General features: G+C 47.1%; 17 protein-coding genes and 3 tRNA genes. 13 read left to right on the top strand and 7 right to left on the bottom strand.

Translation table 11 applies throughout. The features are described 5' to 3' along the window. Positions 1-12: 12 nt before the first annotated feature. Positions 13-2,382: an ABC transporter permease gene (locus T488_RS0102355; protein ID WP_028519396.1), complete on the bottom strand. Its 2,370-nt coding sequence runs from the start codon at positions 2,380-2,382 to the stop codon at positions 13-15. A 237-nt stretch (positions 2,383-2,619) separates the two neighbouring features. Beyond that, complete coding sequence (locus T488_RS0102350; RefSeq protein WP_028519395.1) at positions 2,620-3,057, bottom strand: peptidoglycan-binding domain-containing protein; 438 nt, start codon at positions 3,055-3,057, stop codon at positions 2,620-2,622. A gap of 461 nt (positions 3,058-3,518) precedes the next feature. Between T488_RS0102350 and T488_RS0102345 the strand changes: the two genes are divergently transcribed. Continuing rightward, complete coding sequence (locus T488_RS0102345) at positions 3,519-4,898, top strand: leucine-rich repeat protein (RefSeq protein WP_028519394.1); 1,380 nt, start codon at positions 3,519-3,521, stop codon at positions 4,896-4,898. Between the two features lie 255 nt (positions 4,899-5,153). Continuing rightward, positions 5,154-5,765: a class I SAM-dependent methyltransferase gene (locus T488_RS0102340; RefSeq protein WP_028519393.1), complete on the top strand. Its 612-nt coding sequence runs from the start codon at positions 5,154-5,156 to the stop codon at positions 5,763-5,765. Positions 5,766-5,986: 221 nt separating this feature from the next. Here the strand turns inward: T488_RS0102340 and T488_RS0102330 are convergent. From T488_RS0102330 to T488_RS0102320, 3 genes are all read right to left on the bottom strand, one after another. Beyond that, a tRNA-His gene (locus T488_RS0102330) sits at positions 5,987-6,062 on the bottom strand. A gap of 63 nt (positions 6,063-6,125) precedes the next feature. Then, positions 6,126-6,202: transfer RNA gene (locus tag T488_RS0102325), tRNA-Arg, on the bottom strand. A gap of 34 nt (positions 6,203-6,236) precedes the next feature. Beyond that, positions 6,237-6,310: transfer RNA gene (locus T488_RS0102320), tRNA-Gly, on the bottom strand. 539 nt (positions 6,311-6,849) lie between these two features. Between T488_RS0102320 and T488_RS0102315 the strand changes: the two genes are divergently transcribed. The 11 genes from T488_RS0102315 to deoD all read left to right on the top strand — a co-directional run bounded on the left by T488_RS0102315 (position 6,850) and on the right by deoD (position 18,982). Further along, a complete protein-coding gene (locus T488_RS0102315) occupies positions 6,850-7,446 on the top strand; it encodes a hypothetical protein (RefSeq protein WP_028519392.1) in 597 nt (198 codons plus the stop codon). Positions 7,447-7,580: 134 nt separating this feature from the next. Continuing rightward, positions 7,581-8,465: a carbohydrate ABC transporter permease gene (locus T488_RS0102310; RefSeq protein ID WP_028519391.1), complete on the top strand. Its 885-nt coding sequence runs from the start codon at positions 7,581-7,583 to the stop codon at positions 8,463-8,465. A gap of 1 nt (position 8,466) precedes the next feature. Next, a complete protein-coding gene (locus tag T488_RS0102305) occupies positions 8,467-9,372 on the top strand; it encodes a carbohydrate ABC transporter permease (protein ID WP_242838286.1) in 906 nt (301 codons plus the stop codon). A 69-nt stretch (positions 9,373-9,441) separates the two neighbouring features. After that, positions 9,442-11,172: an HlyD family efflux transporter periplasmic adaptor subunit gene (locus T488_RS0102300; protein ID WP_028519389.1), complete on the top strand. Its 1,731-nt coding sequence runs from the start codon at positions 9,442-9,444 to the stop codon at positions 11,170-11,172. A 13-nt stretch (positions 11,173-11,185) separates the two neighbouring features. Beyond that, positions 11,186-12,343 carry an ABC transporter permease gene (locus T488_RS0102295; protein ID WP_028519388.1) on the top strand — a complete coding sequence of 386 codons (1,158 nt, stop codon included), beginning with the start codon at positions 11,186-11,188 and terminating at the stop codon, positions 12,341-12,343. 66 nt (positions 12,344-12,409) lie between these two features. Further along, positions 12,410-14,794 (top strand): ABC transporter substrate-binding protein, encoded by a 2,385-nt coding sequence (locus T488_RS0102290; RefSeq protein ID WP_028519387.1) that lies wholly within the window; start codon positions 12,410-12,412, stop codon positions 14,792-14,794. 236 nt (positions 14,795-15,030) lie between these two features. Beyond that, positions 15,031-15,432, top strand: a complete 402-nt coding sequence (locus T488_RS18540) for a DUF4190 domain-containing protein (RefSeq protein ID WP_028519386.1) — start codon at positions 15,031-15,033, stop codon at positions 15,430-15,432. A 3-nt stretch (positions 15,433-15,435) separates the two neighbouring features. Continuing rightward, on the top strand, positions 15,436-15,831 hold the full coding sequence (locus T488_RS16785) for a DUF2752 domain-containing protein (RefSeq protein WP_051536167.1): 396 nt from the start codon (positions 15,436-15,438) through the stop codon (positions 15,829-15,831). Between the two features lie 116 nt (positions 15,832-15,947). Then, the gene (locus T488_RS18535) at positions 15,948-16,586 is read left to right on the top strand and encodes a DUF4190 domain-containing protein (protein ID WP_028519385.1); all 639 of its coding nucleotides are present in this window, start codon (positions 15,948-15,950) and stop codon (positions 16,584-16,586) included. A gap of 189 nt (positions 16,587-16,775) precedes the next feature. Beyond that, on the top strand, positions 16,776-18,206 hold the full coding sequence (locus tag T488_RS0102270; RefSeq protein WP_028519384.1) for a lipopolysaccharide biosynthesis protein: 1,431 nt from the start codon (positions 16,776-16,778) through the stop codon (positions 18,204-18,206). Between the two features lie 65 nt (positions 18,207-18,271). After that, a complete protein-coding gene (gene deoD / locus T488_RS0102265; protein ID WP_028519383.1) occupies positions 18,272-18,982 on the top strand; it encodes a purine-nucleoside phosphorylase in 711 nt (236 codons plus the stop codon). A gap of 232 nt (positions 18,983-19,214) precedes the next feature. On the opposite strand, the gene T488_RS0102260 is transcribed toward deoD, so the two are convergent. Further along, positions 19,215-20,555, bottom strand: coding sequence for an ABC transporter permease (locus tag T488_RS0102260; RefSeq protein WP_028519382.1), 1,341 nt, complete (start codon positions 20,553-20,555; stop codon positions 19,215-19,217). Beyond that, positions 20,542-21,273 carry an ABC transporter ATP-binding protein gene (locus tag T488_RS0102255; protein WP_242838292.1) on the bottom strand — a complete coding sequence of 244 codons (732 nt, stop codon included), beginning with the start codon at positions 21,271-21,273 and terminating at the stop codon, positions 20,542-20,544. Before T488_RS0102255 ends, T488_RS0102260 begins: the two co-directional genes overlap by 14 nt. Positions 21,274-21,703 lie beyond the last annotated feature (430 nt).

Here is a 21,703-nt window from a genome sequence, read left to right as displayed (position 1 = left end):
TTCATATCTCCTTTATTCGATGTCGGAAGTATCCGAGGCTTTGATGGTCTTCATGTACATGGCTGTGAGGTATGCGCCGAGGACTGTTGCCGCCGCTATGATAACGGGGTAGACCGCGAAGACCTCCACAGGCTTTATGTTGTATTCCACGCCGTCAATGGCACCCATTATGCCGAAAATCGGGTCTATGCACAGCCTGGTGACGGGTGTGCTGAGCAGTATCGCCAGTACTGCCGCGATGGCAGCCGAGATAAGGAACCTGAGAGTGTGCTGCCTTCTCACGGATCTGCTCTTGAAGCCCATTGCCTTCATGAGAGCTATCTCGGGCTTCTCCTTTGAGATGAATGAGCGCTCCATGAGTACCGAGATCATGATGACGATGATAACTATGATGAGCAGTACGAAGACCTTGACTCCGTTAATGGTGTCCTTTACGCCCTCTCCTATGCAGCTCATTACAAAGCCGTCCGCATCGTCAACATACTTGATATCGAATATATCCTTGACTCTGCTTATGCGGCTGTTTATCTCCTCTTCGTCGGGAGAGTCGTCAAAATCTATCTGAAATCCCATAACCTGACTTACAGCTGAGTCGGGTACCTCAAGGCTTTCGTGGAAGCGTCCCGTTTCGCCCAGCTTCACCATGCTCTGGAAAAGGGCTGTGACGATGTATTCGTCTGTCTTTCCGTCGATGGTGATGTTTACTTTGTCCCCTATACCTGCTCCCAGCTTCTCTGCAACGGAGCTGGTGAGCGCTATCTCGTTGCTGTATTTTGGCGCATAGCCCTCGGAGTAGCTGTAGTCTGAAGCCTTTGTGTCCTTGCAGTACATGAATGTGGGAGAGAGCTTGTTTCCCTTGAACTCCACGGCGGGAGAGACAAGACCCTCAGCGTGTACGCTGCACGGCAGACCGTTATCGGCAAGCTTTTTCTCTATCTTGTCGCACTGTTCCGTAACAGTGGTCTCACCTGTCATTACTTCCATTATCATATCCGTGTCGGTGATGTAGATGTCGCTGTCGGTTGAACACATAAGGGGCAGCAGCTTCCTGCTTGCAAGGGTGTTGCCCGTGTTGGCAAGGCACATTACAAGGAGCAGGCAGACTGTGAATATCACTGTCATTATGCCGAACTGCTTGGGGCTGCTGAACACATCATTGAGTGCAAGGAAGCCCGTGGTGCCGAGCCTGCTCTTTCCCAGCCTGAGCAGTCCCTTCTTTTTGAATCTCTCGCCTGTCTGACCGCTTCTCACGGCGTCGATGGGAGAGAGCTTCTTTATCTTCCGTGTACATCTCCAGCAGAACGCCAGGATCACGAGAACTACCGCAAGACTGCACAGGACACCCACCGCAGCGGAGCTGTCACTGCCAAGGTACATTTTTCTGCTGACTGAACTAAGCAGCATATTTCCGAAGGGTATGCTGAGGAAGAAGCCTATGACCGCACCTATTGCCGCGATACCCAGATACTTCACAAGGTAGAGCCCTCTTACCGAGCGGTTTTTGAGTCCGAGAGCCTTCATGACCCCTATCTCTCTGAACTCCTCATTGAGGGTGAAGCTGATGGTAAATCTCAGCATCACAAAGGATACCAGTATCAGGCAGACGCTTACGATGAGCAGCAATCCTGCAACGATGGTATTCATTATATAAGATGTCCTGATAACAGATATGCCGACGTTCAGGACAGTATCGGGAATATCGGAAAGGTCCGATTCCAGAGCTTTTGCATCGGGACCGTTTATGTAAAATACAGCAGCGCTGTTGTTCTCCTTCGCCTTTTCATCGGCTGCCAGCTTTTCATAGTCCTCATTGTTCATTATGATACGGGGATTGGTCATCATATCCGAGCCCAGGAAGGCGTCCTTGCCGATGCCCGCATATTCAAGCGTCAGCTCCGTATCTCCTATCTTCAGCTGTATTTCATCACCGCTTTCAAAGTTTGTACTGTTGAGAATACAGCCTGTGAGATAAGCCTTTCCCCTGGGAACGCTCTTTATTATCTCGTTGTCCTTGTCAAAGTAATTGATCTGAGCGTTGTCGACGGAGAGTGCCAGACCAATACTGCTGAATTCGGAGAACTTTTCGCCGTTGCGGGTAAGGTCATTGTCATGGAATACAAGCTGTTTCTCTGTGCGGAAGTCGCTGACATTGGGCTTCTCCGAGAGCATATCTTCGATAGCATCAGGGTCCTTTGAGATGCTTATGATGAAGTGGTCGCTCATGTTTGCCTTCTCGAAGTAATTGTCCAGGCCGTTCATGACGGCGATGATGTTGTTGACGCTGCTGGCTGCGAACATAGTCGCCATTATCACAAACAGCAGCAGTATGATGTTCATGGTCTTTTTGCGTTTCAGGTCTTTTTTCAGTATCCTCAGAAACATATTCATCCCTCGCTTTCTGTGACTATATCTTAGCATGGGAATTATTAAATAATCCTTAAATGGCTTTTGTCAGCTGTATTTCTCCTGATACAGCCGAAAACAGCCTGCAACGCTGTGCAGGCTCATTATAAAGATTATATCATAAAAGTATGGGAATAGCAACAGACGCGGAATAAAAGCTTCCGTCAGTAAGGGCAAAAAAAGCACTTCTGAAAGATCAGAAGTGCTTTTGCGGTATCAAACCTGTGCTAATAAGTCCTTTAATTTAGTGATCGTTTCAGCGCCGGCAGCTCCGTCAACAGAATCACAATGGAACCAGGACTGGAATTTTGTTATGGCGTCTGCGGTCTTATTGCCGTAGTATCCGTCAACAGTTATTGCAGGTAAAGCATACTGCTGAACATAATAATACTGGTCAGCTCTTATCTTCATATAAGCATCCTGTATCCACTTTACATCTTCATAGCGCTTTCCGCTGTCATATTTTGCAGAATAATACTTTCTGCCGTTATTCAGCTTTTTGAGGTTCGGGGTCTTGTAAGGTGAGGTAGCTGCGTCTGCTGTGATAGAGTTGATGCCGATGAGTGATGAGTTGTCTGCTATTGATGGTGCGAAAGGAACTGCACACATAACAGCTGCTGATGCGATGACTAATGCTTTTTTGAGATTGTTCATTGTTATGACCTCCATTTAAAATTTTTTTAAATCAGTGCACTGATTTATGTTATTGTATCACAGTTTAATTTCGATGTCAAGTATTATTTTGTTGTTTCAGCACTAATTTTTAGATTTTTTGCTTTTTTATGCAGTAATTCTTATGATTTCCATTTACCGGGCTCTCTTACCGGGCGGCAGCTCTGTCTGTAATGTTAGCCGGCAGAAACGATAATGCTGCATATCTGATCTGCCGCAACCGGGTGTTTTCGTGTAAGTCTTTCTGCCTTCAGTTCCGTAAAGGGATATGCCGCAGACGGATCTGCTGCGATCTTTTAGTGGGGAAATGTTTCAAACAGCTAACTTCAAGCACCGTTCAGCCGTATTGACTTTTTATATATGGAGTTATATAATATGAATATATTTGATGGTATGTTCATATCAGATCACAGCAGCATAAAATTAAAGTAAGGAGCGAAACTATGAAAAAAGTATTATCACTCATGGCGTCTGCGGCAATTGCAGGCACGTTTACAGCATTCAGCACAGAAGCATACAACAGTTCAGCGATCACAGCTGTCAGGATAGTTGAGCATGGAACATACGAGCTTGAAGACGGTTCTACAGTAAACTATAAAATCGATGAATTCGATAACGTATCTGTCGGACACTATCAGGGCGGCGGCGGTGACGTTGTGCTCCCGTCAGAGATAAACGGAAAAACGGTCAGCGTAATATCAGCAAACGCATTTTACGGCTGTAAAGAACTGACCTCGGTCAAAGTTCCCGACAGTGTAAAAAACATCTCAATGTCTGCCTTTGAAGGCTGCAGCAGTCTGACTTCCGTAAATATCCCTGACGGCGTATCAGAGATCTCCCACAGCCTTTTCAAGGACTGCACAAGCTTACAGTCCGTTCAGCTTCCCGACAGTATCAGAGATATTGATTATGAAGCCTTTGAAAACTGCATCTCATTGACCGACATAAATATTCCCGAGGAAGTTGAGTATGTCATGGGAAATGCATTTGTCAACACGAAATGGTACGAAGAACAGCCTGACGGGATGGTCGTTATAGGAAAAACTGTGTATAAATACAAGGGAACAATGCCCGATAATACATCTGTAACTGTCCCTGATGATATAAAGCTTATCAGCGGCTCAGCCTTTGCTGACTGTTCGGGCATGACAGAGGTAAAGCTCCCCGAGGGACTTGAGGTCATAGAAAACGATGCTTTCTCAGGCTGCAGCGGTCTTACCGCAGTAACTCTTCCTGATTCTCTCATGGATATGGGACATAATATTTTTGAGGGCTGCACAGGACTTACCTCAGTTGTTATCCCTGAAAACATCCGCTCCTTTGGCTACGGTCTTTTCAAGAACTGTACGGGACTTACTTCCGTAAATCTCCCGAGCGAGCTGATCTCGATAACCGAGAGTACCTTTGAAGGCTGCACAGCTCTTGAATCGCTTACAGTGCCCGACACTGTGGAATACATTGGTGATAATGCTTTCAAGGGCTGTACAGAGCTTACGGAATTGATCGTGCCGGTAAGAAAAGAACTGTATTTTGGCGAGAATACATTTGAGGGCCGCACTGACAAGCTTACGATCTACGGATACAAGGATACGGATATCGAGAAGTACGCCAAGGATAACAATATCAGATTTGCTGCGCTGAATGCTGATGGTTCAAAGCCTGTGACAACAACTGCTGCTGCAACAACCGCAAAAAAGGCAACAACTACAGCTTCAAAAAGCAATTCGCCCAAAACAGGTGACAGCGGTGCAACAGGAATAGCTGTGGCAGGCATAGCGGCAGTATTATTATCCGCCGCAGCGTACAGAAAGAGAAAAGACTAAATATACATCAAAAAAGTCCCCACGACTGTGGGGGCTTTTCTTTGTGCCATAATAACGCAGGGCTTATTCTGAGAGCTTGACTTTGCGATGATATGTAAATATTTGCGGAGAAGATAAATGGATTACGGGAAAAAACTGTAACTAAGGAAAACAATGTGAAAATGCCTATTGACAAACAGCAGATCGTATGCTATCATATGAATAGATGTTCATATATTCATTTATGACAGAGCATATCTTACAGGAGGTTTTTCCATGAGCAAAAAAGTATTCTGGGACAGGATATCACCGATCTATGACCTGTTTGAAACTGTTTACAACAGAAAGGTTTTTACGGGAACAGGGGCAAAGGTCGCTGAAATGATAGATACTTCTGATAATGTACTGGAATGTGCCTGCGGAACAGGGGCTATAAGCGTTTATATAGCGCAAAAGTGCCGAAAGCTTATTGCTACCGATTATGCTGTCGGAATGCTAAAGCAGGCTGAAAAAAAGTGCCGTATGTACCGGAATGTTACGTTCAGGAGAGCGGATATAACGGATCTGAAGTACAAAGACGAAAGCTTTGATAAGGTGATCGCAGGAAATGTTATACATCTGCTTCCCGAACCCGAAAAGGCTTTGCACGAGCTTGAACGGGTAGTAAAGCATGGCGGCAGTATCATTATCCCTACATACATAAATATGTCAAAAAAATCAGGCAGGCTGGCAGTAAGGCTCATTGAAATGCTGGGAGCTGATTTCAAAAAGCAGTTTGATATGGATTCCTACAAGAAGTTTTTTTCGGATATGGGATATAAAAATGTGAAATACCATGTTGTGAACGGAAGGATGCCATGCGCTATAGCTGTGATCGTGAAGGAATGATGGATATATAGAAGCCCTTAGCCTTTAGCTTTTAGCCATAAGGAAGCGGATTTGCCGCTTTATTATCGGGCGGATAATATCCGCCCCTGCTGACGGCTTAGTACCAAGATAGATCAAAGCTTATGAAAATGATACAGGAAGTCCCCGCGATTGCGTGGACATTTATATTAGAAAACAACGAAAAAAGCACTTCTGAAAATTCAGAAGTGCCTGTTTCATGAGGGTGGGAGATGGGATTCGAACCCACGGTCTTCGGGACCACAATCCGACGCTTTAACCAGCTAAGCTACACCCACCATATTCAATAAATAAAAACGAAGCTCTCCATTAGATGGAGTCATATAACGGAGAGTTTCGGTGTGGCGCGCCTTGCTGGATTCGAACCAGCGGCTTACTGCTTAGAAGGCAGTTACTCTATCCAGCTGAGTTAAAGGCGCACAGAAAACTTTAGCAGCCATAGCTGCTAATGATTGGAGCGGGTGATGGGAATCGAACCCACGTAACCAGCTTGGAAGGCTGGAATTCTACCATTGAACTACACCCGCACGGCGTTTCAACAGAAAATATTGTATCATAATCAGAGCCGATTGTCAATAGCAGTTCTGAAAAACAGTCACATTGACTAAATTTTTCTTTGGCGCCGCCTTACCGAAAGTCAAAATGCCGATTATGTCCATTCGGGCTGAAAAAATTTTAAAATTGTTGTCACAATTCGGGCTTTTAAAACGTCTAATATTATAGGAGTGCTTTTCTACGGAAAGTTAAGTGACAGATTTGTTATAAAAAAGTCACGTTAATGTCATCTTGACAGTGTAAGATATAAGAGAACTATGAAAAGGGCGGCTGAAGAGGCTGCAAAAACTCGCATGATCTTACCCGGCATATGTATTCCATATAGTAAAGAAAGAGTAAAAATCTACTGTGGGGTATTGACAATGGTTTGTCAATGATGTATTATATTAAAATGAGGGGAAGTCCGCTGCGGCAGTGTTCCTTGTTCATAGTAAAAATAAACTTGCATACCGATGCACAAAAGAAAGCTTCTGATCTGTGTATATAGTGTGGTATGTTCGGGAGTGGGACTATGAAAACAATGAAAAACACAGCATATCTCCTGATAGGAGCGGCGATGGGGATCGCAGGACAGCTCCTGGGAGAACTGAGCGGCAGCGTTCCGCTGTGCGTGAGCAATCTCATATCGGATATGACAATATGGCCGCTGGTGATACTTCTTATAATACACAGGGACGTTGATGCAAAGACGATGCTCCGCGATATTTTCCTTACATTTCTCGGACTGGACGTTGGCTACTACGGATATGTGGCGGTCAAGGACCTGGCGGGGTACATGAGGTTCGGAGGAAGCCTTTCATCGGCTCTGTTCTCTGATGTTCCCGATCTTATAGTCTACACGGTGCTCGGTACAGCGGCAGCAGCGTGGGGCTGGCTCATGGTAAAGCTGCTCGACAGGAACAAGGCTGTTCTTTATAATATAATGGTACTCCCTTTCATAGCGGTACAGCTGCTGTTCATAGCAGGCGACATCATCTCATGGGAATACCGCTGGTCCATGGCACTGCTTGGTACTGTATGCCTTGCAGCTATCATATACCTTTATACAGTAAAGTCTCCGCTGAGAAGGAGAAATGATACAGTTACAAACTGCCCGGCGGCAGCATGATATAGTTAAAATATAAAAATATGTCTGACCTTCGTCTTTTTCAGTCTCTCAGGTCACTTATTTACAGAGACTGATACATCGGAGGTCAGACGAAGCACTCAGGACAAAAGACACATTTGTGAGGTTGTAACCAGATGAAAAACAAGACCCGAAACCAGTGCGGCAGGAGAGGCGAGCGCGTATTCAGCAATATATGCGTCATGCCCAGCCTGATAGGAGTAATGATATTCTTCTTTATCCCGTTCTGCATAGTAATATACTACTCTCTAATAAACAACCCTGTTCTGAAGGACTTTGTGGGGCTGCAGAACTACACGAAGCTCTTTCACAACGTAGCATTCACCAAGGCGGTGAAAAACACCGCTTTCTTCTCAATAGTATCTGTACCCCTTTCGGTGGTGCTCTCACTGGGGCTGGCGATGCTCCTTGAGAGGAAGATACCCGGAAAGAGCATATTCAGGACTTTCTTCCTCAGCCCCCTCATGGTACCTACGGCTTCCGTAGTCCTTGTGTGGCAGGTGCTCTTCCACAACCACGGTACCATAAACCAGATAATCGAGCATTTCGGAGGCAACTCCATCGACTGGATAAAGTCACCCTACGGACAGGTGGTCATCATATGTATGTTCCTCTGGAAAAATCTGGGATATAATATGATACTCTTCATGTCGGCTTTATGTGCCATACCCCGTGACATCATCGAGGTGGCAGACCTTGAGGGCGCAAGCAGCTGGTACAAGTTCGTACATATCAAGCTGAGATACCTTTCGCCGACTATCCTCTTCGTACTTATCCTCTCCATGATAAACTCATTCAAGATATTCCGCGAGGTATATCTGCTGACGGGAAATTATCCCCAGGATAAGCTGTATATGCTCCAGCACTTCATGAACAATACCTTCAACAGCCTGGACTACCAGAAGCTGTCGGCGGCGGCGGTGCTGTTTGCCCTTGTCATGATAGTCATCATGGCGATCCTCCTCATCGCGGAGAACATCTTCGGAAAGGATGTGGAGTGATATGAAGCTGAAAATGTTAGACATAAAGAAACGCAGGAAGATCTTCGACGTTATAGTGTTCATATTCATACTGACGGCGGCGATACTTTTCCTGTTCCCCACAGTGCTTACACTGGCGAATTCCTTCATGACCTCAAACGAGATCTCAGCCAACTACGGCTCAATGTTCTCGAATATGACCGAGGACAAAAAGACCTTCATCTCACAGAACGTCAACCTGAAGTTCATTCCCGACAAGGTCACCTTCGCCCAGTACAAGGCTGTGCTGGTACAGAATTCGGACTATCTCATGAAGTTCTGGAATTCCGTGATACTGACAGTTCCCATAACGCTGTTCCAGATGATAGTGGCGATACTCACGTCCTACGGCTTTTCGAGATACCCCAACAAGTTCAAGAGCATAATCTTCTTCGCATACATCATACTTATGATAATGCCCTATCAGGTAACTCTCGTGCCCAACTTCCTTGTGGCTGAAAAGTTCCATATGCTCGATACGCGGCGGGCGATAATCCTGCCCGCTATCTTCTCGCCCTTCAGCATATTCCTGCTGACAAAGGTAATGCGCCGTATACCTGTCTCTTATGTTGAGGCGGCTAAGCTTGACGGCGCCAGCGAGCTGAAGATACTCACCAAGATATACGTTCCCCTGTGCAAGGGCGCTATAGTTTCCATTGCAATGCTGGTATTCATAGACTACTGGAACATGGTGGAGCAGCCCCTGGTCCTCATGAAGGATCCTCTTTATCACCCCCTTTCGGTATTCCTCTCCCAGATAAATACGGGAGACATCGGTCTCGCCTTTGCGGTGGGAGTGGTGTACATGATACCCACGGTGCTGATGTTCCTCTACGGCGAGGATTACCTCGTTGAGGGCATAACCTATTCGGGCGGCATAAAGGGTTGATAAAAAGTTGAAAAACACAGGCTATCATTCAATCAACGAAGCTATTCTCTCAGAAGGAGTAAATATAATATGAACGACACAAAAGAAGTAAAGGAAATAACTTCGGACAGCAGCGAGAAGGAAGCCAGGACTCCCGCAAAGAGGAGAGAGCTCATAAAGACTCTCATAATCATATTCCTTGCGGTAATGCTGGTGCTCACATTCTTCTCAAACACCATCATGAACAAGTCGCTGCCCGAAATATCAACAGAGACCGTGGCTTCAGGCAAGCTCACCGAGCGCATCGAGAAGCGCGGTGTCGTTGAAGCAAATCAGGCTTACAACGTTACCGTTGACGGCAACAGAGTAATCGAAAAGATACATATCAAAACAGGTCAGGAGGTAAAGAAGGACGACGTCCTCTTTACGGTAAATACTGTGGAAAGCGAAAAGCTGGAGACCGAAGAGGCTACACTTGAAACTCTCAAGCTGGAGTATGAGACAGCCCTCCTCAAGGACCCGCTGGATTACTCAGCCGAAAATCAGAAGATAAAGGCTGCCCGCGCAGAGCTCAACGATCTCATCGCAAAGCGTGACGCAGCAAGATATAATGACAGCAATGCGGCAAGCGCAAAGGAAGAATACAGACGCAACAAGTCAGAGCAGACAAGGCTCACAGGCCTCCAGGAAAAGCTCCAGGCTACCATAAGGGCTATCGACTCTGATTCCTATTCGGAAGCCGCTCCCGAATACAGCGGTGATCTCCCCGCACTCTGCTCGGCATACACTATCGCCGAGGAGGACTACAAGTCTGCCTATGAGACCTATCAGATGGCTCTTGAGGCAGGGGAGAACGTGGAAGGCGCCAAGGCTGATGCCGATGAAAAGGAAGCCGTAAGAAATACCGCAAGGGACAGCTACTTCAACGAGAAGAACAACATCCGCGGCAACCTTGCATCTCAGCTCAGCGATGTAAGCGGTTCACTGGCAGGTGTTAGTGAGGCTATTGAGAACTATACTTCCGAATACGGCGAGGGCGGCACCGAGACCTATGATACTCTGGCAGCTGCTGTTGCCGAGAAGCAGAGCGCTCTTGAGGACCTCATCATAGAGCTGGACAACACCAAGCGCAAGGACTCCATCGAGGACAAGAAGGAAAGCCTCACACTTGAGTCCAAGAAGAAGGCTCTGGAAAAGCAGCAGGAAAAGGTGGATAAGCTCAAGAAGGAAGCAAAGTCCACTGAGATAAAATCCAAGTACTCGGGCATAGTAAGCTCCATAAACGTACAGCCCGATGCTACTACTACTCCCGAAGAGACACTTGCTGTCATAGACCTTGCAGACGAGGGCTTCACGGTAAAGATAACCGTTGAGAACGAGAACCTCAAGAAGGTCAAGAAGGGCGTAGAGGCTGAGATCGTCAACAACTGGAACGGCGATATAACCGCTGTACTCAAGGAAATAAAGAGCGACAGCACCTCGGGCTCAAAGGCCAAGTCACTGATATTCAGCGTAACAGGCGATGTCCAGACAGGCGACAGCCTTGACCTTTCCGTTCCTCTCGGAAGCGGCAACTACGATGCAATCGTTCCCAAGAATGCAGTCCACACCGGTGATAAGGGCTCCTATGTTTATACGGTGCGTTCAAAGAACACTCCTCTCGGCAACCGCTATTATGCAGAAAAGGTCGAGGTCAATGTAGAGGCTTCGGATACTGCATCCTGCGCTGTTTCGGGCGGACTCAACAGAGGCGACTATATCATCACCGCCTCCAGCAAGCCATTGAAGTCAGGTGATCAGGTCCGCATGAAGGATAAATAAGGTGGTGGACCTTATGAGACCCTTAAAGAAAAAACTTACCATTGCAGCTGCTGCGGTGAATGCCGCCGCCATTATCGGAGCTGTGGTGCTGACTGCGCTGGGAAGCCACGCAGCAAAGGCACAGAGCTATAACGATGCGGCAGACCGCTGGAGCAGTGACGGAAAAAGAAAATACTCCCAGATAAGCTGCTTTTTCAGCAGCGACTCCGGCTTCGACAGGAACGGCGTCAATTCACTGAGAGGTCAGCTTCTGACAGAGCTGAAAAACGTCTCGGTAACTCCCACAGAGGGCGTTGACCTGGTTCCCGACGCCTACAGCGCCCCCGCAGGCACGGCAACAGTCAGCGGCGACGACAGCGGACGCTCCGATGCAGAGATAACCGCTGTGGGCGGAAATTACTTCTTCCTGTTCCGCGATTTCAAGCTGCTCAGCGGCGCCTACTTCTCCGAAAACGATCTTATGCAGACAGGAGCAGTTATCGACCGCCAGCTTGCATGGGACCTCTACGGCTCCGATGAGGTCGCGGGAATGAATATATACATTAATAATGTCAAACTCTTTATCTCAGGAGTCATAGATACTCCTTCTACCAAGCCCGAGAAGCGTAGCGCAGGCAAAACTCCGAAGGCTTATATATCCTACTATGCTGCGGGACTTATTTTCGGCGGCGGCTCTTCGATGGAGGATACCGTTCCCGACCTCAAACCGCCTGCCCCCGAATTCAGGACCATCACCAGCTATGAATGTATTGTACCCGAGCCTGTTGAGAATTTCGCTTACAGTAAAGTAAAGGGAGGTCTCGGTGACAGCTACAAGGGAAAGGTCAGCATAGTAAACAACACAGAGCGCTTTCTCCCGAAGACGAGAGTGAAGGCTCTGAAAAAGCTTGATGAATACGCTGTCGTGAAAAATCAGATCGTTTATCCCTTCTGGGAGAACGCATCAAGGATAGTGGAGATCAGGCTCTCATTCATCTACGGAGCGCGAAGACTGCTCCTTGCTATACCACTCATAACGGCGGTATGCCTGCTGATAATGGCGTACAGACTGTTCATGAGGAAAAAAGAAGGTCTGAAAAAAGCTGCGGCTAACCTCATTTCAGCAAGATGGAGATCGCTGAAGGACAGGGCGCCGAAAAAGGCTGCGCAGACCGAAGAGAAAGAAAGCTGAGGCACAGACCGAGGCACACAAAAGAAAGTTCAATAAAAATAAAAAATCTGAAAAAGAGGGATTATTATGGAAAAAACATTTTTCAAACGAATCACAGCATTTTCCGCAGCACTTACCGTTATCGCAGGATCAGCAGTATCCTGCTCAAAGGAAAAAAATCAGGACGGAAAGTCAAAAGACACAGCGCAGCTCATGGCAGGCTCATACAGAGCCGTTGAGATGGACTGTGATGTGGAAAATATACGCTCCATCGGAAGGGTGAATGACGATCAGATCATCATCAGCACCTATGACTACGGTGAGGGCATACCTACATTCTATCTTACAGACAATGAATTCGGCGAGTTCAACGAGATCAGCGTTGATTTCGGCATAAAGCCCGATGATGATGTGACATTTGATGTAAATGTCGCTCCCGACGGAGAGATCATGGCTCTCGCCACATTATCGGATTACGGCGATATGGAAAAGCCGGATTTTGAAGACCCGGATTTTGACTATGAGAACTTCGATTATGAGGAGTTCGACAAGAATATAAAGCGTACATATAAGATGTATACCGTTGATCTCGACGGCACCATAAAGTCTGAGAAAGAGATCTCAGGTCTTGATGAGTATGCTGACGAGGAAGGACGTATCAATATCGGAAGAATGTCCGCTATCGGCGGCGGAAGAGCTGTTCTTTCAATGTACGGCGATATGAGCGAGGATTACGTCCTCGTGGACGCTGACGGAAAGGCACAGGATAAGCTTGACCTGGGCGAGGCAAATTATATCGACAGCTTCTCAGCCATTGATGATGATACTATCGCTGTTACAGGCTATTTCAAGAACTCTCAGTCTATCAAGTTCCTTGATTCCGAGACTCTTCAGGAGAAGGACGAGGCTATCGACATGAGCGCAGCAGGTCTTGATGGACAGATGGGCTCAATATTCAAGGGCGATGACAATTACAAACTCTATGTCAGCGGTTCCTCGGGACTTTACGGTCTTGACGCCGACAACAAGGCTACAGAGATAGTAAACTGGCTTGATTCCGACCTTGGAAACGGCTATGTGAGCGCCCTCTTCTTCATGGCTGACGGCGACTATGTTATCTGCTTCAATGATTATCAGAGCGGCGAGGAAGGTCTCTATAAGCTTACAAAGCGTGACGCTTCCGAGCTTGAGAATACAAAGGTCATCACAGTTGGCGTTCTCTATGACGACTGGGAGGTAAAGGAAAAGATCTCAGACTATAATAAGTCCCATGATGATATGCGCTTCAAGATGGTGGATTACAGCAAGTATGACAACTACGATCAGGAGTCAGGCAAGACTCTCTCTTCCGGCGCAGACCAGCTCAAGAAGGATATTGTTTCAGGCAATGCTCCCGACATGATCGTTTCATATAACGGCGCTCTTATCCACAGCCTTTACAACAAGGGGCTCTTCGTTGACCTTTATGATTATATGAACAATGACAGCGAGATCAGCAAGGACGACATCATGCCCAACGTGCTCAACGCTTGTGAGATCGACGGCAAGCTCCTTTCAATTTCGCCTACATTCACTGTCAGCACCATGATCGCAAAGAAGAAGTATGTTGACAAGGAAAACTGGACTCCCGATGATATGATCGAGACATACAGGAACCTCCCCGACGGAATGAGACTTACAGATATCGACTGCAAGGAATCCATACTCCAGATGATGATCGGCTCACTGGGCAACGTTATCGACTATGAGAAGGGCACCTGCAACTTCGACACACCCGAGATCAGAAAGCTCCTTGAGTTCTGCAACGAATTCCCCTCACAGGAAGAGCTCATCGACTGGGAGGATCAGAGTGCGGTAAACGAGTACTTCTCTGAGGATAACCTCAAGAACGACAAGGTGCTCCTCGGCGATCTTTATTTAGGCGATTTCAGTGAGTATATCACAACCGTCAAGGGAAGATTAAAGGGCGAGGACATCGTTTTTGTAGGCAATCCCTCAACTGACGGAAGAGGCGCAGTCCTCTCACTCAATCAGCACTTCGCTATCCTCTCAAACGCAGAGGATAAGGACGCCTGCTGGGCATTCATCAAGGAATTCTTCAAGCCAGTAGATGACGAGGAGGGTTCCTACCGCTACGGCTTCTCCTCACTCAGATCCGAATTTGACAAGGAAGCTGACAAGACTATGAAGAAGCCTACCTACAAGGACGAGAACGGCAAGGAGATAGAAGAAGACTATACCTACTATGACGGCTCTAAGGAAGTAAAGGTCGATCCTCTTACACAGGAAGAAAGAGACTTTATCGTAGACTATATCGAAAAGGCTGACAACGTTTCCGCTGACTTCGATCCCGAGGTAGAGTCTATACTTGAGGAAGAGGTCATGGCTTACCTTGGCGGCGAGAAGACTGCCGACGAGATCATTGATCTTATCCAGAACCGCGTATCGCTCCTGGTAAGCGAGCAGAGCTGATAAGCGATGTATAATTATTAATGCTATTCACATATTTTCGTATATAAATACAACCTCCTTATTTTTGGCGCTGCCGCCCGAACAACGGCAGCGCCTTCTCCTTTTTATACAATTGTGCAATAGTTTATACATATGTACCTATAAATTTTTCAAATATTTTTTTCCCAATCTATTGACAAAATATACCAAAGGTGGTATACTTTATGTATTATAATACCTTTAGGGAGGATTTTATCATGGATAATAATTACAACAACGACAACAATCAGCAGAATATGTCTACTGATCCTTACGCACAGGGCGGCGGATATGTTCAGGATCCTTACAACAACGGCGGACTTGAGCCCCAGGGAAGCAAGGGCATGGCTATCGCTTCAATGGTTCTCGGTATCTGTGCTATCGTTATCGGATGCTGCATTACTTATGTAGGTATCGTCTGCGGTATCATCGCTATCGCTCTCGGCTTTAATGTTAAGAAGAAGGGCCTTCCCGGTCAGGGTCAGGCTACAGCCGGTATCGTTTGCGGTATCATCGGTCTCGCACTTGGCGTTCTCGGTATCATTCTCGCTGCAGTTGCAGGCAACTCACTCAAGGAGTGGGCAGAGAGCCTTCAGGACGGCGCTCTTTTCATCAAGTAAGATATGTCTAAACGACTGAGAATAATAATAGGTGCGGCGGCGCCTCTGGCGGTCGCTGTCCTGTTCGCTCTCAGGAATTATATAATAGGATTCGAGAAGCACTTCCCTGAATGCTATGTGCATAAAATGACGGGATTATGGTGTACGGGCTGCGGTAATACCAGGAGCGTGAACGATCTGCTCCACTTTCGTATCATCACAGCTATCCGCGATAACCCCGCAATGCCTTTCATTGCATTCCTGCTTCTGATGCTGTATCTGGAAACAGTTATCGGCATAAGCGGCAGGGAGGTAAAGCTGCTTCCCCGTAAGGGACTTGTCTGGGGGCTGATAATCTCAGCATTCCTGGTCTTTTACGTGCTGAGGAATATTTTTCCCGTGCTGGGTCCTGTATCTTAAAGATGACACAAATAAGCTCTCGTTTCCATGCGGGAGCTTATTCTTTTTATATTGACAAAATACGGGAAAAATGGTATACTTTATTTATTAAAAGTACCTTTAGGAGGGTCTATCAAATGGATAACAATTACAACAACGGACAGCAGGGAACTGATCCGAATGCTCAGCAGGGCGGTATCAACAGCGGCGAGCAGATAACAGGATATGTAGACGGTCCCGACCCTAACGCTCAGCAGGGCGGCTACTCAAACAACAGCGCTCCTTACGGACAGCAGCAGGGCGGCTACCAGAACGGCGGAGCTCCCTACGGTCAGCAGGGCGGCTATCAGAACGGACCTAATCCGAATTACTACGGACCTCAGAACCCGTATCAGCAGCAGGGCTACCAGAACGGTCCCGCCCCCAACAACTACGGACCTCAGAATCGTTTTCAGCCCAATATGCAGAATCCCTACCAGGCACCTCCTCAGGAGGGCAGCGTGGGAATGGCTGTGGCTTCAATGGTGCTTGGTATAGTAGGTATGCTTATTTCATGCTGCTTATACCCCATTACCATAATACTGTCTATTATCGGTCTTATTCTTGGTGCAGTTGCTATCAAGAAGGGCCCCGCAGGCAAGGGAATGGCTGTTACAGGTATCGTTCTTTCCGTAATTTCACTTGCTGTTGCAGTTCTTTTCATCATACTCATGGCAGCTGCAGGCTCATCATCTGTCTGGGAGGCTCTTGATGAATTGTCACTGTTTATAAAGTAAGCGGAAAGAACTGAATAATATTGCAAGACAATATAAAATTGCCCCCGAGTGTTCAATGAGCGCCCGGGGGCTTTTCGCATTACAGATATAAAAAGCCGCAGTTTTTCTCCGCGAGCGTTGATTTATTAATTTTTATATGGTATAATATTTTGTATAATACTATTATGTAAACTGTTCGGAGTGTGGAAAATGAATAAATATAAAAAGCTTGCCTTGAATACGGGCGTCTTTGCCATTGGCGTATTCGGCTCAAAGATACTGGTTATACTGCTGACAAGACTGTATGCACATAATATCGACGATGTAAACAGTGGTGTAAAGGACCTCCTTGAGACCACTCTGCTCCTCATACAGCCTGTGTTCACATTCGCGCTTCAGGAGTATCTTATCCGCTTCGGTCTCGATAAGGAATATGACAAGAGGGAGGTATTCACCACCTCAAGCATGATAACTCTGGCGGGAATGGCGATAATGGCAGTATGCGTCCCCATAATGCGGGGGCTGCCTGCACTGAACTTCCTCAAAGGCTACACGCTGCTGTTCATAGCCTATGCCACCATGTCGTCCCTGCGAATGCTGTGTCAGAACTTCGTCCGCTCAAGGGATATGGTAAAGCTTTTCTCACTTGACGGAATACTGACCACCCTGACATTCTTCCTGTTCAACATCGTTTTCATATCAAAGATGCAGATGGGCGTCAAGGGCTTCCTTCTTGCGGTCATACTCTCGGACAGCTGCTCCGTTGTATTTCTTTTCGTGGCGGCAAGGCTCCGGGATTTCCTGAAAAAGGATTACTTCAACAGAGCGCTTGCACAGGAAATGATGCGCTTTGCGGGCCCTCTTATCCCTACCATAGTAATGTGGGCGATAACCTCCCTCTCCGACAGACTTTTCCTCAGAGTTATGCACAGCGACTATCACGACCTGGGCGAGGGAGCTGTAGGCCTTTACGGCTACGCCAACAAGATACCGAACCTCATTTCCGTGGTCTCCACCATTTTCTTCCAGGCGTGGAGTATGTCCGCTATAACCGAGAACAACTCCGCGGACAGGAACAAGTTCTACGAAAGAGTATTCTCAGCCTATGAAGCCATAATGTTCATGGCAGGTGCCGGACTTCTCCTTATAATCAAGCCGGTCACTTCTTTCCTTGTCCCCTCGGACAAGTATGCGGTGTATGAGAATGTTTACATCTACACTCCCATACTCGTTGTTGCAGTTATCTTCATGTGCTTCAACCAGTTTCTGGGAAGCATCTACACCGCCACCAAGCACCCGAAAAACGCCTGCTGGACAGCTCTCGTTGCCTGCGGTATCAATATCCCCATGAACTACTTCCTCATTCCTCTCTGGGGCATACAGGGCGCAGCCGTGGCAACTCTCCTCAGCTATCTCATCTGCTTCTGGGCGAGAATAATCGACGCAAGATACTATGTGCCCTTCAAATTCAATGCCATAAAGAACCTTATCAATACGGGAGTTCTGATGGTGATGGCAGTGCTTATCATAGGCTCGCCCAAGCTGTATCTGCTGTGGGTGTTCCTGCTTTTCGCATATATAATGTTCACAAACTATCAGGCGATAATCGACACCGCCAAGAAGCTTCTCAAGAGAAGCTGACATAAATTCGTGACGGATAAGCCTGCTTGCAGGATACCGTCCAATACAAAAAGGAGGAATTTTTCATGCCGACACCACACAACAACGCCAATAAAGGCGACATCGCAAAAACCGTTCTCATGCCCGGAGACCCCCTGAGAGCAAAGTTCATCGCCGAGAATTATCTTGAGGACCCCGTCTGCTACAACGAGGTAAGAGGTATGCTGGGCTACACGGGAAAGTACAAGGGAGTACCCGTATCCGTCCAGGGAAGCGGCATGGGTATGCCCTCCATCGGTATATACTCCTGGGAGCTCTTCAACGAGTACGGCGTTGAGAATATCATCAGAGTAGGAACCGCAGGAGCTGTTGCGGACAATGTTCAGCTCCGCGACGTCGTTATCGGAATGAGTGCCAGCACCAACTCTGCCTATGCTTCACAGTACAGGCTTCCCGGCACCTATGCTCCCACAGCCTCATGGAGCCTTATTTCCGCGGCGGTAAAGGCTGCGCAGGAGAAGGGGGCAAGCTTCCATGTGGGCAATATCTTCTCCAGCGACACCTTCTACGATGACGCCGACAGTCTTGCACAGTGGCAGAAAATGGGCGTCCTTGCTATCGAGATGGAGGCGGCTGCGCTCTACATGAATGCCGCAAGGGCAGGGAAGAACGCCCTCTGCATACTGACAGTTTCGGACTGCCCGATGAAGGGACTTTCCACCTCTGCCGAGGAGAGACAGACCACCTTCCGCGACATGATGGAGATAGCTCTTGAGACCGCATATTCCGTAAAATGAAAAATTCAGGAAAATTTAAGGTAACTTTAAGATTATTTTAAGGTTGGATTGGTATATTATTAGTGGATTAAGTAATCCCCCAATTCCCCTTCTATATTTATTCATTTTATTTTGACAGCTATGCAGTTACTGCATAGCTTTTTGCTTTATATGCGGATACACGTAAATAAAAAGGCGCAGCAGCTCCCGAGCGGAAACTGCTGCGCCTTTTCATGGGGAAAGGGAAGAGGAATCAATCCTCGATGGTTTTGCCTGCTTTCTTGAATCTGGACTTCTGACCGAAGTTCAGTGACATGGTGAGTATCTTGTCTGACTTGAAAAGCTTCAGTGCGAAGAACATCACCACTGCAAATACGATTATTTGATACACCATACCTATCCAGAATTCGGTCATGTTGCCGAACATCAGGTTAGGTATAGAGGTGAATGTGTGGGTAAAGGGGATAGCGTAAACTATGATCCTGGGGATCATGGGAAGTGAGTTCACATCGGTGAACATTGACACGAACCAGGGGATCATTACCATCATCATTATGGGAAGGAGCATGGTCTGTGACGTCTTTGAGTCATTTACCAGTGCGCCCAGGATAATTGAGATCGCCAGACAGATCATAATGGTGATGAAGAGCTGAACTCCCACAAGGAGGTAATCCGTAAAGCCCAGGTTAAGCCCCAGCTGCTTCATTGCATCTCCTGTGGAGAGTACCTTGTTAACTGCGTCCGAAACACCGAGGTCGTTGGTCACAGCTCCTGTCATGCCCTTTGAGTACGCCGAGAAGCCGAGCATCATAACACCTGCATTGATGAGAGCTACGATAGCTGCTGCAAGCATTTTTGCCGTTATTACAGAGCCTCTTGAAACAGGTGCCGAGAGCAGGGTCTCAAGGGTCTTGTCTATTTTCTCGTTTGATATTGATGCTATCAGTGACTGGGACGTCATGAGAATGAGCACCATTATAATAATGGGGAGTATCAGGTTTGTTGTGGTTATTTTTCCGAGGACAGCTCCGCTGGATACCTTTGCGGACTTATCGGCGACTACCGTATGGCTGACTACCGTAAGCTCCGACTCGATATTTTTCAGATCTTCCTCAGTTACACCGTGCTGCTTCGAGATCTCAATAGAAACATACTTGTTTATGAGAGCCTCAGCGGTATCGGTGCCGCCTGTGAGACCGCTGAATGTGGAAGCGGATCTAAGCTTGGTCACTGAGATGACCTCGGGCTTGTCGCCCTTTGCCAGCTGGTCTGCGAAGCCCTTCGGCAGGACCACGAAGCTCTTGAAGCTGTTGTCCTTGAAGGCTGAGGCGTAATCCTCACCGTCTACAGTGACTTTATTGACGGTAGCGCCGTCGCTCTCCATGTTCCTTATCAGTTCGTGGGTCACGTCGCTGTCGTCCATATCGCATATATACACGTTGGTATTCTTAGCGTCCTCTGCAAGCTCTGAGGTGACTGACTGCATAACATTTCCCATGATCCAGAAAAGGCCCAGTGAAACTACCAGTCCGATTATCATCTGAGCGTTTACGAGTTCGGAGATCTCTTTTTTTAGGAGGTTAATGAATTTCATTCTCTTTCACCACCCTTTCAAATACTTCCTCAAGGTTGGGAGCGCTGTAGCGTTCCTTCAGCTCGTCCGTGCGTCCTGTCACCATGAGGTGGCCGTTGGCGATGATGCCTACGCGGTCGGAAACGAACTCTATCTCGAGCATATTGTGTGATGAGAGAAGGAAAGACATTCCCTCTTCTGCGGCGAGCTTTTTGATGGTCTTGCGTATCTCGATGGCATTGAGAACGTCCAGACCGCTGGTGGGCTCGTCAAGTATTGCAAGCTTCGGCTTTGTCATAACAGCTCTCGCAAGGAGGAGCTTTCTTATCATGCCTCGGCTGTAGCTTCCTATCTTATCGTTGAGACGGTCGCCCAGTCCGCAGATATTCTTTGCGCGGTCAACATAGCCGTTCAGGGTATCGATGTCCGATGTGAACAGTCCCGCCATGAATCTGAGGTACTTGATGCCCGTCATCTGTTTATATGCGCCTGCTTCGTCGGGGAGGTATGTAATGGACTCCCTTACCTTTTCAGGTGCTTTCAGGATACTGTGTCCTGCAACAACTGCGTCGCCTGATGTAGGCTGGAGCAGTGTGGAGATCATGCGTATAGTAGTAGTCTTGCCTGCACCGTTGGGACCGATGAGTGCGAATATCTCACCTTCGCCGATCTCGAATGAGACCTTGTCGGCGGCGAGGATCTTGGAGTACTGCTTTGACAGCTCTTTTACTTCGAGCACGTTTGCCAAGTCTATCGCTCCTTTTATTGTCAAGTTTTGTATCGGGATAATTGCTTTTTCTTCATTTTTATGATAACACAAAAGCGTCCAAATGTCAATACAAAACGTAAAATGCAGCACAGATTTTACAGTTTTTTAATAATAGTAAATTTTGCAGGAACGGGCAGCAAGATCAGCAGAAAATACTTGGAGGAATTTACAGAATAATGCAGCTCTGTTTGTGTGGTTTGCTAAGGAAATACGTTATTTAGCTAAACACCGTGATGTAAAATATATTATTTATAATACAGACACATTCCGTTTCTTGACATTGCACCGTAAATTTGATATACTGACTATTAGATGGAAAATTGCAGTTTGGCAGAACTGCGGTCAGGCTGACTGTGCGCATGATCCCCGACCGAGGGAGCTTGCGCATTTTTTGTTTATA

Source organism: Ruminococcus flavefaciens ND2009, assembly GCF_000621785.1.
In the GTDB taxonomy this organism is placed as follows: domain Bacteria; phylum Bacillota; class Clostridia; order Oscillospirales; family Ruminococcaceae; genus Ruminococcus; species Ruminococcus flavefaciens_C.
Note: the sequence above shows the minus strand (reverse complement) of the source record. Positions and strands in the feature narration are given on the sequence as shown.